Source organism: Isoalcanivorax pacificus W11-5, from assembly GCF_000299335.2.
Classification (GTDB): Bacteria; Pseudomonadota; Gammaproteobacteria; order Pseudomonadales; family Alcanivoracaceae; genus Isoalcanivorax; species Isoalcanivorax pacificus.
On record NZ_CP004387.1, the window covers coordinates 3,483,218 to 3,498,222 of the forward strand.

At 63.5% G+C, this 15,005-nt stretch carries 16 protein-coding genes; 6 read left to right on the forward strand and 10 right to left on the reverse strand.

The features are described from left to right. Positions 1-3: 3 nt before the first annotated feature. From S7S_RS15550 to S7S_RS15570, 5 genes are all read right to left on the reverse strand, one after another. The gene (locus tag S7S_RS15550; protein ID WP_008733488.1) at positions 4-627 is read right to left on the reverse strand and encodes a 3'-5' exonuclease; all 624 of its coding nucleotides are present in this window, start codon (positions 625-627) and stop codon (positions 4-6) included. Positions 628-668: 41 nt separating this feature from the next. Then, positions 669-2,480, reverse strand: a complete 1,812-nt coding sequence (locus S7S_RS15555) for a putative nucleotidyltransferase substrate binding domain-containing protein (protein ID WP_008733487.1) — start codon at positions 2,478-2,480, stop codon at positions 669-671. Between the two features lie 127 nt (positions 2,481-2,607). After that, positions 2,608-4,410 carry a sodium:solute symporter family protein gene (locus S7S_RS15560; protein ID WP_008733485.1) on the reverse strand — a complete coding sequence of 601 codons (1,803 nt, stop codon included), beginning with the start codon at positions 4,408-4,410 and terminating at the stop codon, positions 2,608-2,610. Between the two features lie 67 nt (positions 4,411-4,477). Then, positions 4,478-4,735 (reverse strand): DUF4212 domain-containing protein, encoded by a 258-nt coding sequence (locus S7S_RS15565; RefSeq protein ID WP_008733484.1) that lies wholly within the window; start codon positions 4,733-4,735, stop codon positions 4,478-4,480. 154 nt (positions 4,736-4,889) lie between these two features. Next, a complete protein-coding gene (locus tag S7S_RS15570; RefSeq protein WP_035203038.1) occupies positions 4,890-5,825 on the reverse strand; it encodes a tRNA-dihydrouridine synthase in 936 nt (311 codons plus the stop codon). Between S7S_RS15570 and S7S_RS15575 the strand changes: the two genes are divergently transcribed. The 6 genes from S7S_RS15575 to S7S_RS15600 all read left to right on the forward strand — a co-directional run bounded on the left by S7S_RS15575 (position 5,824) and on the right by S7S_RS15600 (position 10,669). Next, entirely contained in the window at positions 5,824-6,276 is a 453-nt protein-coding gene (locus S7S_RS15575; protein ID WP_238582904.1) for a TRL-like family protein, read from the forward strand. The genes S7S_RS15570 and S7S_RS15575 overlap by 2 nt on opposite strands. 431 nt (positions 6,277-6,707) lie before the next feature. After that, positions 6,708-6,959, forward strand: coding sequence for an exodeoxyribonuclease VII small subunit (locus S7S_RS15580; protein WP_008733481.1), 252 nt, complete (start codon positions 6,708-6,710; stop codon positions 6,957-6,959). After that, complete coding sequence (locus tag S7S_RS15585; RefSeq protein WP_008733480.1) at positions 6,943-7,851, forward strand: polyprenyl synthetase family protein; 909 nt, start codon at positions 6,943-6,945, stop codon at positions 7,849-7,851. The genes S7S_RS15580 and S7S_RS15585 overlap by 17 nt, the downstream gene beginning before the upstream one ends. A gap of 74 nt (positions 7,852-7,925) precedes the next feature. After that, on the forward strand, positions 7,926-9,842 hold the full coding sequence (dxs, locus tag S7S_RS15590) for a 1-deoxy-D-xylulose-5-phosphate synthase (protein ID WP_041026022.1): 1,917 nt from the start codon (positions 7,926-7,928) through the stop codon (positions 9,840-9,842). A gap of 174 nt (positions 9,843-10,016) precedes the next feature. Further along, on the forward strand, positions 10,017-10,364 hold the full coding sequence (locus S7S_RS15595; RefSeq protein ID WP_035203035.1) for a type II toxin-antitoxin system RelE/ParE family toxin: 348 nt from the start codon (positions 10,017-10,019) through the stop codon (positions 10,362-10,364). 5 nt (positions 10,365-10,369) lie between these two features. Beyond that, positions 10,370-10,669, forward strand: coding sequence for a helix-turn-helix domain-containing protein (locus S7S_RS15600; protein ID WP_202966507.1), 300 nt, complete (start codon positions 10,370-10,372; stop codon positions 10,667-10,669). Between the two features lie 6 nt (positions 10,670-10,675). Here S7S_RS15600 and S7S_RS15605 read toward each other — a convergent pair whose 3' ends face one another. The 5 genes from S7S_RS15605 to thiL form a co-directional block, all read right to left on the reverse strand. Next, positions 10,676-10,876 (reverse strand): hypothetical protein, encoded by a 201-nt coding sequence (locus tag S7S_RS15605; RefSeq protein WP_008733476.1) that lies wholly within the window; start codon positions 10,874-10,876, stop codon positions 10,676-10,678. A gap of 50 nt (positions 10,877-10,926) precedes the next feature. Further along, positions 10,927-12,087, reverse strand: coding sequence for a TDT family transporter (locus S7S_RS15610; RefSeq protein ID WP_008733474.1), 1,161 nt, complete (start codon positions 12,085-12,087; stop codon positions 10,927-10,929). 108 nt (positions 12,088-12,195) lie between these two features. Next, entirely contained in the window at positions 12,196-13,416 is a 1,221-nt protein-coding gene (locus S7S_RS15615) for a GGDEF domain-containing protein (RefSeq protein WP_008733472.1), read from the reverse strand. Between the two features lie 165 nt (positions 13,417-13,581). Continuing rightward, entirely contained in the window at positions 13,582-14,031 is a 450-nt protein-coding gene (locus S7S_RS15620) for a phosphatidylglycerophosphatase A family protein (protein ID WP_052269358.1), read from the reverse strand. Positions 14,032-14,078: 47 nt separating this feature from the next. Then, entirely contained in the window at positions 14,079-15,005 is a 927-nt protein-coding gene (gene thiL / locus S7S_RS15625; protein WP_008733468.1) for a thiamine-phosphate kinase, read from the reverse strand.

Consider the following 15,005-nt stretch of genomic DNA (forward strand, 5'->3'; position numbering starts at 1 on the left):
CTGTCAGTTCGGTGTGGCAACCGCGCCGAGTTTCTTCAAGCGAAGATACATCAGCGCCGTAGTGGTGGCGTCACCTTTTGCCGAATGGCGTTCCAGCTCCGGCAAGGACAATGCCTTTGCAATTGCCTCAAAGCGCAGGTCCGGCGTCACTTCCGGCTGGATGCGGCGCAGGTACCGCTGGTACAGCGCCGACACCTCGATGGTGGCATTCGGCAGCTCAAAACCGAAGCGCGGCCGCAGGTGCCGGTTGATCACCGCCACGTCAAAGTCGATGCACCAGCCCAGCAGCGGCCGGTTGCCGATAAAATCCAGCAGCGCGGCCAGGGCATCCTCCACCGATAATCCATCGCTCAGGTCCATCGGCCGCAACCGGTGAATACGGATCGAGTCACCGCTCAATCCGGCAGGATGGCGCAGCCGAATATCCAGCGCGCTGCCACTGAGGGCCCGTTCCTCCCGCACCGGCACCGCTGCGATGGATACCAGCTCGGCGCTGCGCGGGTCCAGGCCGGTGGTCTCGCAATCCAGGGCAACCACTTCGTCGCCCTGGTAGCGCTCGAACAGGTGCGCGTAGGCCCCCTGCCCGTGACGATGGCGATCCACCGCCCGCCGTATCGCTTTCAACATGCTCCACTCCACTTCTTCCACGCCGGTCCGGCGTGGAGACTTCAGTATTCCAGATGAAACCGGCGCGAGAGATGCTGGCGAAAATCACTCACCACATGCAGCGCATCACGCAGCATGTCACGCTCCAGGGACGGCAGCTTCTGCACCACCAGCAGGTTGCCCTCGCCGGGCTCGCCATCGGCCATGCGTTGCAGCTGCTGATGCAGCCGCAGTTCGGCAAACAGCGACATCGCCTCGCCCAGGTCCTCGGCCATTTCCCGGCTGAGGACGCCACTGGCGGCCAGCCGTTCCAGCCGCACAAACGTCGAGGTCGCATCGATACGTGCCTGCAACGCCAGCGTGCGCACGCCGTGCACGATCGGGAAAATGCCGCCCTTCTTGATATCAATGCCGTGCTGCGGCTTTTTCAGTGAGCCGAACAGTGTCAGCGGCGTGGAAAATTTGAGCACGCTACGGGCAAACTGCGACAGCAGCAGCTCATCGCGGCTGCACTGGTCGAACAGTGCCGTGCGCACCTTGTCCAGCAGTGTCAGGTCGCCGGCGATAGCGTGCGCATCCAGCATGATCGCCAGCCTCATCATGGAGGTGCCGTCGCGCAGCATCGCCCAGCGCGCGATACGCGCCCGCCAGCCGGATACACTGTGCACCCATTCCGGGTTGTTCACCATTACATGGCCCGGACACGGGGGGTAACCCAGCGTCAGCAGGGTATCGCTGAACCGGGACAGCACCGGCTCGCGGTCCGGCCAGTCGACGTCATCGGCGAGGATCAGCCCGTTGTCCTGGTCGGTTTTCAGTATCTGCTCGCCGCGTCCCTCACTGCCCATGACGATCAGGCAACTCTGCGCCTGGCGTGCCGCAGGCACGACGAACCCGAACGCCTTGCTCATGATGCGGCCATTCAGTGCCGCCAGCAGATCCATGGCAAAGCGCAGCTTCACGCCCTGCGCCATCAATGCCCTGACCAGCTCTGGCAGCCGTGCGCTGGCCAACGCCAGTGCATCAAGGTCGTTGGCCTTTTCCACTTCCAGCCCGACCACATACGAGCGGCTGGAGAAATAACTGAGCACATCCGGCAGTTCGACCACGCCCACCGGTCGCCCTTGCCGCAGCACGACCACACGCGCCACTTCATGGCGCGTCATCTTGACCAGTGCGGCGAACAGGAATTCCTCGGGCGCCACTGTCACCAGCCGGTATTCGGCCACCTCACCCAGCGCTGCATCGACACCCCGGCCATGCAACACCATGGCGTTGAGCATATCGGTCTTGGTGATGATGCCCAGATCGCCATCGCGAAATACCAGCACGCTGTCGGCGCGCTGTTTGTTCAGCGCCTGCACCGCATCCTGGATGGTGTCGCCGGCTTCCAGCAGCAGCGGTGCGCGCATGCATTCAGAGACGCGTGCGAGCATGAAACCCGCCATGGTCACGCCACCCTCCCGCTGCTCTGTCAGCAGGCGGCTCTTTTCCGCCAGGCGCTGGCGGAAGTAATCGGCGAACGGCGCGCTGGCCTCGCACAGCCTGGAGAACAGCACGCCGGGGATCAGATAACAGAGCGTTTCCTGGTCGGCCACAAAGCGGTAACGGCTATGCCCGTTGAGTACACTGATGGCGCCGAACAGATCGCCATGGGTATACAGCCCGATGCGGGCCCTGGCGCTGGGGGCGCTGAGGTCCAGCTCTTCCACCGCGCCTTTTTCAATCACGAAGACATGCTGGCCGACGTCACCGGCATCAAGGATCACCTCGCCGCGATCGTAATAGGCAACATCCGCGCCCTGACGCAATTGCGCCAGGGCGTCGTCGTCCAGCAGCGAAAAGGGTAGCTGAGCGAGATCCAGACGGATCATGCAGAATCCTCGGTCTTCAGAAAGCAAAATCGGGACACCGCCCCGCGATGCCCCGTTCTTGTGTGTACCACATTCATCCTCACTGTGGCATCACCGGCCCGGCGGACGCCGGGCCGGGATACGCGGTTCAGTGATCCACGGCTGCACCGGCACCACGCGGAACACGGATGTCCTCGACGATGTGCTGGATGTGCTCCGGCGGTGGCGGCGTGAAGCGCGATACCGTAAACGCCACGGCAAAGTTCAGGATCATGCCCAGCGTGCCAATACCTTCCGGCGACACGCCCAGCCACCAGTGCTCGGCGGTGTTCAGTTCAGGCGAAATGAACTTGAAGTAGACGATATAGGCAAAGGTGAAGGCCAGACCCACCACCATGCCGGAAATCGCACCTTCCTTGTTCATGCGCTTGTAGAAAATGCCCATGATGATGACCGGGAAGAAACTTGCCGCCGCCAGACCAAAGGCGAACGCCACCACCTGCGCCACAAAGCCGGGTGGATTGACCCCGAAGTAACCGGCAATGCAGATCGCCACCACCGCAGACAAGCGCGCCGCCAGCAATTCCTGTTTCTCCGAAATATTCGGCATCAGCGTTTTCTTCAGCAGGTCATGCGAAATCGCGGCGGAAATCACCAGCAGCAGACCCGCTGCGGTGGACAACGCTGCGGCAATGCCACCGGCAGCCACCAGCGCGATGACCCAGGCAGGCAGGTTACCGATTTCCGGGTTGGCCAGTACGATGATGTCGCGGTCGATATACACCTCGCCATCATTTTCGGTCGGCGCATTGTTCAACAGGCGCTCTCCGTATGTGCCACGCGCCGCCGGGTCATCATTGGCACCCGCATAGCTCGGCGCACCGGCGAACGGGTTGCCGGCACGCATCTGCACCAGGCCATCGTCGTTCTTGTCGACCCAGGCAATCAGACCGGAATTTTCCCAGTTATAGAACCATTCCGGCAGTTCCTGATAGGCGGTTTCGTTCACGGTATCGATCAGGTTGGTGCGGGCAAAGGCGCCAACCGCCGGTGCAGTGGTGTACAGCAGGGCAATGAAGAACAGCGCCCAGCCGGCAGACACGCGCGCATCACGCACTTTCGGCACCGTGAAGAAACGCACGATCACGTGCGGCAGACCCGCCGTACCGCACATCAGCGCAGCGGTGATGAAGAACACATCAATGGTGGATTTGGTGCCATCGGTGTAGGTGCCAAAACCCAGATCGGTGACGACCTGGTCCAGTTTGTTCAGCAGGTAGACACCGGTGTCATTCCCCGCGCTGTCCAGCAGCGTGGCCCCGAACCCGGTTTGCGGCAGAATGTGGCCCGTCATCATGATGGACAGGAACACGGCCGGCACCAGATAGGCAAAGATCAGCACGCAGTATTGCGCCACCTGGGTGTAGGTAATCCCCTTCATGCCCCCGAGCACGGCGTAGAAGAACACCACCGCCATACCGATGATGACCCCCACGTTCACGTCCACTTCCAGGAAGCGGGCAAAGACGATACCGGTGCCACGCATCTGCCCGGCCACATAGGTGAACGACACGAACAGCACGCAGATCACCGCCACGGTCCGGGCGGTGCTCGAGTAATACCGGTCGCCGACAAAATCCGGCACGGTGAATTTGCCGAACTTGCGCAGGTAGGGCGCCAGCAGCATGGCCAGCAGCACGTAACCACCGGTCCACCCCATCAGGTACACCGACGCGTCGTAGCCCGAATAGGCGATGATCCCCGCCATGGAGATAAAGGAAGCAGCGGACATCCAGTCAGCGGCGGTGGCGGCACCGTTGGCCAGCGGCGATACACCACCACCGGCAATGTAGAATTCCTTGGTTGACGCGGCTCGGCTCCAGATCGCAATACCGATATAGAGCGCGAATGACCCGCCAACGAAGAGATAGGTTAGCAGTTGCACATCCATGACTATGGCCTCTCGTTATTGTTAGTGCCGGGTTGCAACCCGAGCAGTTGTAGCGTGGATTCCGGTATCACTCCTCGTGTACGTCGAATTTCCTGTCGAGTTTGTTCATCGACACCGCGTACATCACGATCAGCACCAGAAAGGCATAGATGGAGCCTTGTTGCGCAAACCAGAAACCCAGCTTGAAGCCGAAGAACTCGATGTGATTGAGAACATCCACCAACAGAATGCCGAAGCCATACGACACGACAAACCAGATGGCGATATAGGTGAGGATCAACCTCACGTTCGCGGCCCAGTAGGCACGGGCATTTTCTTCTTTCATATGCTTTACCCCTTTGCATACCTGATATGCCTGTCCACTGGATATGGACGGGTTACCGTTCAACTTAAAACAAGGGGGCAAGCACGCACATCATGACTTTAGTCGAAGGTGTAGCGCGGGATGACCGGTCGGACAACAGGGAGGGGGCTGGTACTCAGGCGGCTTTATCCGCCGCCAGCAGCGTCAGCATTGCGTGCGGATCGCGTTCTCGGCGGACCCGTGCCAGCAGCGCCGCGGCCTGAGGATAATCACGACGCAGATAATTGAGCCATTGCTTCACCCGACCGGCTTCCTGGTCAGGTTTGCCAGTACCAAGCAGCATGCGTACGTAGGCATCCAGATGCGGCGCGATGTCATCCCAGCCATGGCCTCTGCCGGTACGAATGGCATGCGCCAGATACGGGTCACTGACGGCACCGCGCCCCAGCATCAGGGCCTGGCAGCCACTTTCCGCCTGGCAGCGGCGCGCATCGTCCGGTGTCCAGATCTCGCCGTTGGCGATCACCGGCAGGCTGACAGCCGCCTGCACAGCGTGAATACGATCCCAGAATGCGGGTGGCCGGTAACCCTGAGCCTTGGTACGGCCATGCACCGTCAGCCAGCTCGCCCCGGCCGCCGCCACGGCCCGGGCATTGTCCAGCGCCCGGGCGTCATCCGCATTGCCCAGCCGCATCTTCGCGGACACCGGGATATCAACCGGCACCGCCCGGCGCACGGCGGCGACCACGGCATGCACCAGCTCCGGCTCATCCAGCAGCACCGCCCCGCCCCGGTGCCGGTTCACGGTTTTGGCCGGGCAGCCAAAATTCAGATCAATGGCCGGCGCCCCCAGCGACGCCGCCAGCGCTGCGTTCTCGGCCATACAGGCCGGGTCGGAGCCAAGCAGTTGCACGTGCACCGGGGTGCCGGCGCGGGTCCGCGCGCCCTGTTTCAGTTCCGGACACCAGCGATAGAACACCTTGGGCGGCAACAGCAGCCCGCTGACACGGACAAACTCCGTGACACACCAGTCGTAACCACCGATGTCCGTGAGCACCTGACGCAACCAGAAGTCGGCCAGGCCCTCCATGGGGGCAAGTATCAGTTTCATGGCGGCGATGATAAGGCCGCCCCGACGGGACGGCCAGCGCGAGGCCTTAGCTGCCAGCTTTGTGACAATTGTTTTACACTTCGTGCGCTTCTCGAATGGAAGCACATCCATAAAACCAAACAAGGTCGTTGAAATGAAAATTATTAAACTGCTTGCAATGGGGACAATGATTACCACTCTTGGCGGCTGCGCTGCTGCCGTCAGTCCGGTGGGCAACGGATTTTTGTTCACTTCAGTAGCCGGACCGGTAAACGCTTCAGACAACGAGCACTCATCCAAGACTGGGGAGTCATGCGCCGCCAATATTTTGGGGATAGTCGCTGGGGGTAATGCCTCTATTGATGCAGCCAAGCAAAAGGGCAACATCTCTAAAGTTTCCAGTGTCGACTACCGGAGCACCACAGTACTCGGCATGTTTAGCCAATCCTGCACTATCGTTAAAGGGGAATAGAGCATCAACGCCCCGCCCGCTAAAAATTAGTGAGCGGGGCAATTGCTCCGCAAATTGCGGCGAATGTGAACTGACTCTTCTGAAGGCTGCCTGACACAGAGATTGATCCGTCTTCTGCTGATAGATCGGTTGGCAAGAGGCCCAAAGGCCCCCGCCGGGGGTGCGGGCATGAATACCAAGGGTTTAGGAGATCTCGGGAATCCGGAATGCCCGCACGGCCGACGAGGCCCACCAATATAGCCCTGGCGGGGCTGTTCAGGAAATAGCCGTCTTATGCCGATTTGGAATGCACACGCCTGTAGCAAGCGCCCACTCACTTCGCAAGGGCCGTACAGATTGACTCGCCCCCTGCTCTCTTTTAGTGTTCTGCCCGCCACCGCCGTGGCATGTCACAATGCCCGTCCGCCCCGCCACCGAGGACCCCGCCCGCTATGGCCGCAAAGCAAAAGCAAGCCCGTCTTGAGGACGCGCTGGCCACTCTGGAGAGTCTGGTCGAGCGCATGGAATCCGGCGAGCTGTCGCTGGAGGAGTCCCTCAAGGCGTTCGAGGATGGCATCCGCCTGACCCGCGAGTGCCAGCAGGCACTGCAACAGGCCGAACAAAAGGTGCGTATCCTGCTGGACCAGCATCAGGACGCCGAACCGCAACCCTTCAGTGATGGCGACGATGCTGACAACGCCTGATTTCACCCGCCTCGAGCAGTTCATGCAGGCGCATCGCGCACGCCTGGAGGCGCAACTGAACCTGGCCGTGCCCGCTGACCTGGGCGCCTCCCCGCGGCTGGCCGACGCCATGCGCTACGCTGCCCTCGGCGGCGGCAAACGGATTCGCCCGGTGCTCACCTACGCCGCCTGCGCCCTGTGCGGCGGCACCGATGAGCAGGCCGACGCGCCGGCGGTGGCCGTGGAACTGATCCACGCCTATTCACTGGTGCATGACGACCTGCCGGCGATGGACGACGATGACCTGCGCCGGGGCCGCGCCACCTGCCATATCGCCTACGATGAAGCCACTGCCATTCTGGCCGGCGATACGCTGCAGACCCGCGCCTTCGAAGTGCTCGCCAGCGGCGGCGGCCACAGCGACACCGCCCGCCTGGCGATGGTGCGCACCCTGGCCCACGCCGCCGGCGCCGGCGGCATGGCTGGCGGCCAGATGCAGGACATGCAGGCGCACGGCCAGATGCTGACACTGCCGGCACTGGAAGAAATCCACTACCTAAAGACCGGCCGGCTGATCACCGCCGCGCTGGTGATGGGCGCGCTGGCCGCAGGTGCCCCGGCGGTACTGCGCGACACATTGCGCCAGTACGGCGACCTGATCGGGCTGGCATTCCAGATTCAGGACGATATCCTTGATGTCACCGCCGCCACCGAGCAACTGGGCAAGCCCAGCGGCTCGGATGAACGTCACGGCAAGAGCACCTTCCCCGGCCTGATCGGCCTGGAAGCCAGCCGTGAACGTGCCGCTCAACTTTGCCAGCAGGCCCATGCGCTGCTGGACAGCGTCGCCACGGAGCGCGACGTGACCCTGCTGAAGGACCTGGCGAGCTATATCGTGGCCCGCACACACTGACCCGACACCCGACGGGCGGCTATAATGCCGCCCTGACATGACGCAACTTAACGCAACGCAACTTTGAGCACCGCATGGCGAAGACGTTTGACGAGATACCGCTGACCCGGCCGTCCACGCCGCTTCTGGACCGCATCGACCGCCCCGCGGACCTGCGTGCCCTGCCCCGTGAACAACTGCATCAGGTTGTGGACGAACTGCGCGCCTACCTGCTGTATGCCGTGGGCCAGTGTGGCGGCCATTTCGGCGCCGGCCTCGGCGTGGTCGAGCTGACCGTGGCGCTGCACTATCTGTTCGAGACCCCGGACGACCGGCTGGTATGGGACGTGGGTCACCAGACCTACCCGCACAAGATCCTCACCGGCCGGCGCGAGCAATTGACCAGCATCCGCCAGCAGGGCGGCCTGTCCGGTTTTCCCAATCGTGCTGAATCTGAATACGACACCTTTGGTGTGGGCCATTCCTCGACGTCGATCAGCGCTGCACTGGGCATGGCACTGGGCGCGGAAATGGCCGGCAGGCAACGTCGCAGCGTGGCCGTGATTGGTGATGGCGCGATGACCGCCGGCCAGGCCTTCGAAGCACTCAATCACGCCGCGCATACCAAATCGAACCTGCTGGTGATCCTCAACGACAACAACATGTCGATTTCCCACAACGTGGGCGGGCTGGCGAATTATTTCGCGCGCATCTGGGCGTCGAAGACCTATATCGCGCTGCGCGAAGGCGGCAAGAAAGTGCTCTCGGCCATGCCGGCCGCGTGGGATTTCCTGCGTCGCACGGAAGAGAGCATGAAGAACATGGTCAGCCCGGACGCGCTGTTCGAATCCATCGGCTTCAACTATATCGGCCCGCTGGATGGCCACGATATCGACGAACTGCTCGACACACTGGGCAACATCCGCGATCTGAAAGGCCCGCAGCTGCTGCACGTCTACACCACCAAGGGCAAGGGCTTTGCGCCGGCGGAAGCCGACCCGGTGGGGTATCACGCGATCAACAAGATCGAGCCGAAGAAAAAGCTTGAGCAGGCAGTGCCGAAACCCGGCCCGTTGCTTAAATACCAGGATATTTTTGGCGGTTTCCTGTGCGATGCCGCCGCGCGTGATGCGCGTCTGGTGGCGATCACGCCGGCCATGTGCGAAGGCTCCGGCATGGTTGAGTTCAGCCGCCGCTTCCCCGAGCGCTTCCACGATGTGGCGATCTGCGAACAGCACGCGCTGACACTCGCCGCCGGCCTTGCCTGCGAAAACCAGAAACCCGTGGTGGCGATCTATTCCACCTTCCTGCAACGCGCCTATGACCAGTTGATCCACGACATCGCGCTGCAGAATCTGGACGTGACCTTCGGCATTGACCGCGCCGGCATAGTCGGCGAAGACGGCGCCACCCACGGCGGCGTGTTCGACCTCGCCTACCTGCGCTGCGTGCCGAACATGATCATCGCTGCGCCGGCGGACGAAAACGAATGCCGCCAGTTGCTCTACACCGCCTGGCAACATCCCGGCCCGGCAGCGGTACGCTACCCGCGCGGCACCGGCCCCGGTGTCCCGCTGGCAGACCGCTTCAACGCCCTGCCGATCGGCAAGGGCCGGCGTGTGCGGGAAGGCCGCCAGGTGGCCATCCTGTCGTTCGGTGTGTTGCTGCCGGCCGCCCAGGCCGCTGCCGAGGCACTGGATGCCACCGTGATCGACATGCGCTGGGTGAAACCGCTGGATGAAGTGCTGATCCGTGAACTGGCCACCCACCACAGCCTGCTGGTCACACTCGAAGATCACCAACTGATGGCCGGTGCCGGCAGCGCAGTGAACGAATACCTCGCCGCCAGCGCCCTGACCGTGCCGGTGCTCAATCTCGGCCTGCCGGATACCTTCATCCATCACGGCAAGCGTGATGTGCTGCTGGCCGGCCTGGGCCTGGATGCTGCCGGCATCGAGCAGAGCATCCGCGACCGTCTGCTCGGCCTCGAGGCGCGCGCTGCGCGCGGCTGATCCCGCCCCCACGGCGTGGCGCCATCAGGCGCCACGCTGACCCCCTCTCGCGTCAATCGCCTACACCACTTTCCGCCATTGCCCGCAGCCAGCCCGCTGCGCGGCCGGGCACGCTTGTCCCCTCATCCCGCTGACGGGCCTGCTTGCCAAGCGTATCTTTTTAGGTACACTGCAATGACGCCACTGATTATGACCGTCCATTTTTTCCGTACGGCTGCGGGCACAGAACCCGTCCGCGATGTCCTGCGCGCCCTGCCCACGGAGGACAGGAAAGCCGTCGGCACGGACATCAAGACAGTGCAGTTCGGCTGGCCCCTGGGCATGCCCCTGGTGCGCAAGCTGGAACACGGACTTTGGGAAAGCCGCAGCCATATCCGCGACGGCATCGTGCGTGTGCTGTTTACCGTGACGGGCTGCCGGATGGTGCTGCTGCACGGCTTCATCAAGAAGTCGCTGCGGGCGCCACGGGAGATCGAGACGGCACGCAGCCGGCTGCGGCAATTACAGCGAGGCAAGAGATGAGGGAAATGAGAGAGATGAACCGGCATATCGGCAGCAACATCGACGAGCTACTCGAAGAGGACGGCCTGCGCGAGGAAGTGGTGGCCGCCGCCATGAAACGCGTTATCGCCTGGCAACTGGCAGAAGCCATGAAAGCCCGGCACATTTCCAAGACCGAAATGGCGCGTCGCATGCACACCAGCCGCATGGTGGTAAACCGGCTGCTGGACGTGCAGGACACCAGCGTCACGCTCGCCACACTGGCGCGCGCCAGCGTGGCGGTCGGTATCCCGATGCGTATCGAACTGGACGCCCAGCCCGGCTGAATCAAGTCAGCGCGCCGGCGGCACGCCGTCACGGGCGGTGCGGTACTGATCGAAATCCATCGGGTACTGCGCCACGCATTCGTCGTACGCCGCTGCCACCTGATGCTCACACTCCCGCAGACGGTCTGCGCGAAGATTATCGTACATGCCCCGCTCGGTGCAGCCGGCAACGCCCAGCAGCACCAGCGACAACAGGATCACTTTCATCGGCCTCGCTCCCCGTGAATATCGCTGCCGTTACGACGGTCATCGCCGCCTCACCTCTCATCCCCGCGTGCCAGGCAGGGTGCCACAAACAGGTGACCCCGCCAGGCGCCTTCAAGCGTACGCACCGTCACCAGGCACCACAACACCGCCAGCCAGGCGACCAGCACCGTGCCCACCATGCCGAAAAACGCATGCCCGAACACGTCGCCCAGCTTCAGGGTCGCCAGCGCATACACGCCGAGAGGGAAGGTAAAGGCCCACCAGCCAAGATTGAACGGCAACCCGGCACGCAGATACCTCGCGGTCACCAGCATCGCCAGCCACCACCACCAGACACCACAGCCCCACAGCAACACCGCCGCCACCACACCCAGCCCGTGTGCCATCTCTCCCACACTGGCGAGTCCCTGCGCGGCGAACACGGCAGGTGCCTGCTCGCCCAGTACCAGCATGCCCAGTGCGCCGGTACCAATCGGTCCCAGCGCCAGCCAGCTGCTGGCCGCCATGTTCGCTGGCGGCAAACGGTGCAGTGCCATGCGCAGAAACAGGATCACCAGGATGCTGAACGCCACCGGCATGGAATAGGCCCACAGCACATAACTGGCCAGCAGCACGCGATAGCGGCTGTCCATGTCCGGCAGATGGCCCGCCAGCAGCGCGCCGCTGACCGCCGCCACTTCGGCAGCCACTACCGGCAGCAACCAGACTGCCGTCATCCCGTCGATCCGGTGGCGTTGCCGCGTGAACATCAGATAGGGAATGCAGACCCCGCAGGCGAGTGCCATGGCCACGTCCAGCCACCAGAGTGTTTCTGCCAGCGACACGGCCGCAGCCCCCCAGCGCGGTACGCCGAACAGCAACAGCCCGTTGAGCAGGGTCGCCAGCCCCATGGGGATAGTGCCGATGAACATCGATACGGTGGCGTGCCCGAAGATGCGCCGTGCCTCCTCGAAAAACAGCACCCAGCGCGCGCTGTACAGCAGACTGAACAGCACGAACAATATCGCCGCCAGCCCCCACAACGCCTCCGCCAGCCGCAGCAGGGTCGCGCCGGCCCAGGGCAGTTGCGCCAGCGCCAGGGCCAGCACGCCGGTCCCCATGGTCATGGCAAACCAGTTAGGCGTGAATTGCCTGATCACTTCCCGAGGATGATGCAACCGCGCCAGCGGGCGAAAACCCGCAACGACGGCCATGATGTTGTCTGTCGCCACTTCTGCTGTCCTCTCTGCCATGGCAGTTTGAGGCACAGACTAGCGAGGCACCGTTAATCTGTTTAACGGTTAATGCGCATATACTTAAACGGATATGTCGATAATGAATCAGTGCGCGATCACGCGATTGCGCCCGGCCGCCTTGGCCTCGTACAGCGCCTGGTCCGCACGCCGCACCAGCTCATCCGGGGAACCGTCCTGGGTCGGCACCATGGCCGCCACACCGATACTCAGCGTCACGGTATTGGCGCAGGAGGAACGCGGGTGCGGCAGGCTGGCGGCGCGCACCGCTGCCGCAAGCAACTCGGCGCGGCTTGCCGCTTCGGCCAGCATCACACCGGGCAGCAACAGCACGAATTCCTCTCCGCCATAACGGCCGGCCAGATCAGTGGCCCGCCGTGCCTGGGCGCGGAAAATCCCCGCCAGCACCCGCATGCAGTCGTCGCCTTCCTGGTGGCCAAAGTAGTCGTTGTAGGCTTTGAAATGGTCGATGTCGGCAAACACCAGCGCCAGCGGCCGGTGCTCACGGTGCGCGCGTCCCCATTCGCGCTGCAGCGCCTGATCAAACTGGCGGCGGTTGGCCAGCCCGGTCAGGCCGTCCACCAGTGCCTGCTTCTGCAACTCCTCCGCCAGCAACGCGATGTGTTCGCGATCCAGCCGCAGCAGTTCTGCCTGCAGAAACACCCGCCGGCTCTGCCGCTCATCGCGATAGCAGATCACCATGCAGAGCACGCTGGCTCCCACGAAAGTCGCCAGCACCAGCAGCCAGTCAATCGCCAGGCCAAGGCGTGGCGCCAGGGCATAGCCCGCCGCCATCAGCGGCAACCCCACGCCCCAGCCGGCCAGCATGGCATACGGCAGGCGCAGGCTCAGGCCGAGGTACACCACCACCACGGCATAGGCGCCGCCAATATAGACCAGCACCCGAAATTCGGGGTCCGTCACCAGCATCGGGTTGATCATCGACAACGCCACCGCCAGTGCAGCCAGCGCGCACACGACCCGTTGGTAGAAACGTTGCAGCAGCCGGCTGCGGACCAGCAGCCAGCCGATAAGAATCAGCAGGCCGAAACCGGAAAACAACAGCGGCCATGCACCGAGCTGGCCGCTCGGCGCCACCGCCAGCGCGGCGCCGGCCATGGCCAGGTAGAGCAGCACCAGATAACCCAGGCTGCCACGGAATACACGCAGGGCATCGGCATCATGGTAGGCACGATAAGTCGCCTCCAGCGGCGCGGGAAAGCGCAGGCGGAACCGGCTGTGATTGAGCAGGCGTTCGATCCGCTGCCGGGGGACAGCTTCTGTGGCCCGGGATGAGCGACTCTCCATGAATGCGGAATCTCGGGTGAATATAGTGCGCGACCTTGCCCACAGTGACACACGCGGCAGGACGTGTCCCGGAGCGGTCAGGCATTGTTATTGTTGAGCATCCCCATTACCCAGCGTTCATCCCCCCCGGCACGAACCCTGCGGATACCTTTCCACGCTGCGCCTTCAGAGCAGCGCGAGCAGCCCCTGCAGCAGCAAGGCAGCATACACCCCCGCCACCAGGTCATCCAGCATGATGCCGGTGCCGCCATGCACCCTCCGGTCCAGCCAGCCGATCGGCCAGGGCTTCACCACATCGAAGAAACGAAACAGCAGAAAACCAAGCACCGCGCTGGTCAGCGACACCGGTGCCAGCATCATGGTTATCAGGAAACCGGCGATCTCGTCCCAGACGATACCCCCGTGATCATGCACCCCCATGTCCCGCGAGGTGCGCCCGCACAGCCAGGGGCCGACTGCAATCACCAGCAGTGTGCCGAGCAGATAGCCCCACGGGGGCAGTTGCGCGAGACCGTACCACACAGGCAGCGCCGCCAGCGTTCCGAAAGTGCCCGGCGCTTTCGGCGCCAGCCCGCTGCCAAAACCGAACGCGAGAAAGTGCACAGGGTTACGCATGCTGGGCGGATGGACCGGGGTGTCTTTCTTGTTCACGGGCGCTCCTGTCAGGGCGTGCGGAAATGATCCCAGCCGGCGGGCAATGCCGTCAGCGGCATGCCGTCGCGGCCCAGGACCGCGAGGCCGGTTTCGCTGCGAATACGGCCAATCTGCACCGCATCGCGGGGCAGGTTGAAGCCGGGCAACAGGGTAAACAGCAACAGGTAGTCATCGCCACCGGCGAGTTGCGCCCGGAGCACGGCCTCCTCACTGCCCCAGCCGGACAACGCGTCGGAGACCGGCAACTGCGTCAGCAACAGTTCGGCGCCGACACCGCTTTCATCAAGCACATGCCCCAGATCGGCCAGCAGACCATCCGAGATGTCGATGCAGGCGCTGGCCACACCACGCAGCTTCTGCCCCAGCGCCAGTTGCGGCTGTGGCCGGCAAAAGCGTGCGCTCAGCAGGCCATCACGCACACCCGCCTGCCACTGGGCCAGCCCCGCCGCCGCTTCGCCGGGTACACCGGCGATACAGATGCGGTCGCCGGGCCGGGCACCGCTGCGCAACAGGGCGCGGCCCGCCGGCACCTCGCCGGTCACCTGCACCGTGATCATCAGCGGGCCACGCACCGTGTCGCCACCCACCAGCGCAATGCCGGCCTGTTCGGCCAGTGCATAGAAACCATCACAGAAAGCCTCCAGCCAGTCGGCGGAGGCATCGGGCAGGGACAGGCTGAGCAGGCACCAGCGTGGCGTGGCCCCCATGGCGGCCAGGTCGGAAAGATTCACGGCCAGGCTGCGCCAGCCGATGTCGGCCGCCGGCAGGTCCTCGGGGAAATGCCGGCCGCTGATCAGGGTGTCGATGCTCATCACCAGCTCACAACCCGGCGAGGGCGCGAGCACCGCACCATCGTCGCCCGGCCCCAGCACCACGCCCGCCCCGTGGCCGGCGCGCTGGCGAAAGAACTGCCGGATCAGCGCGAATTCATCCAT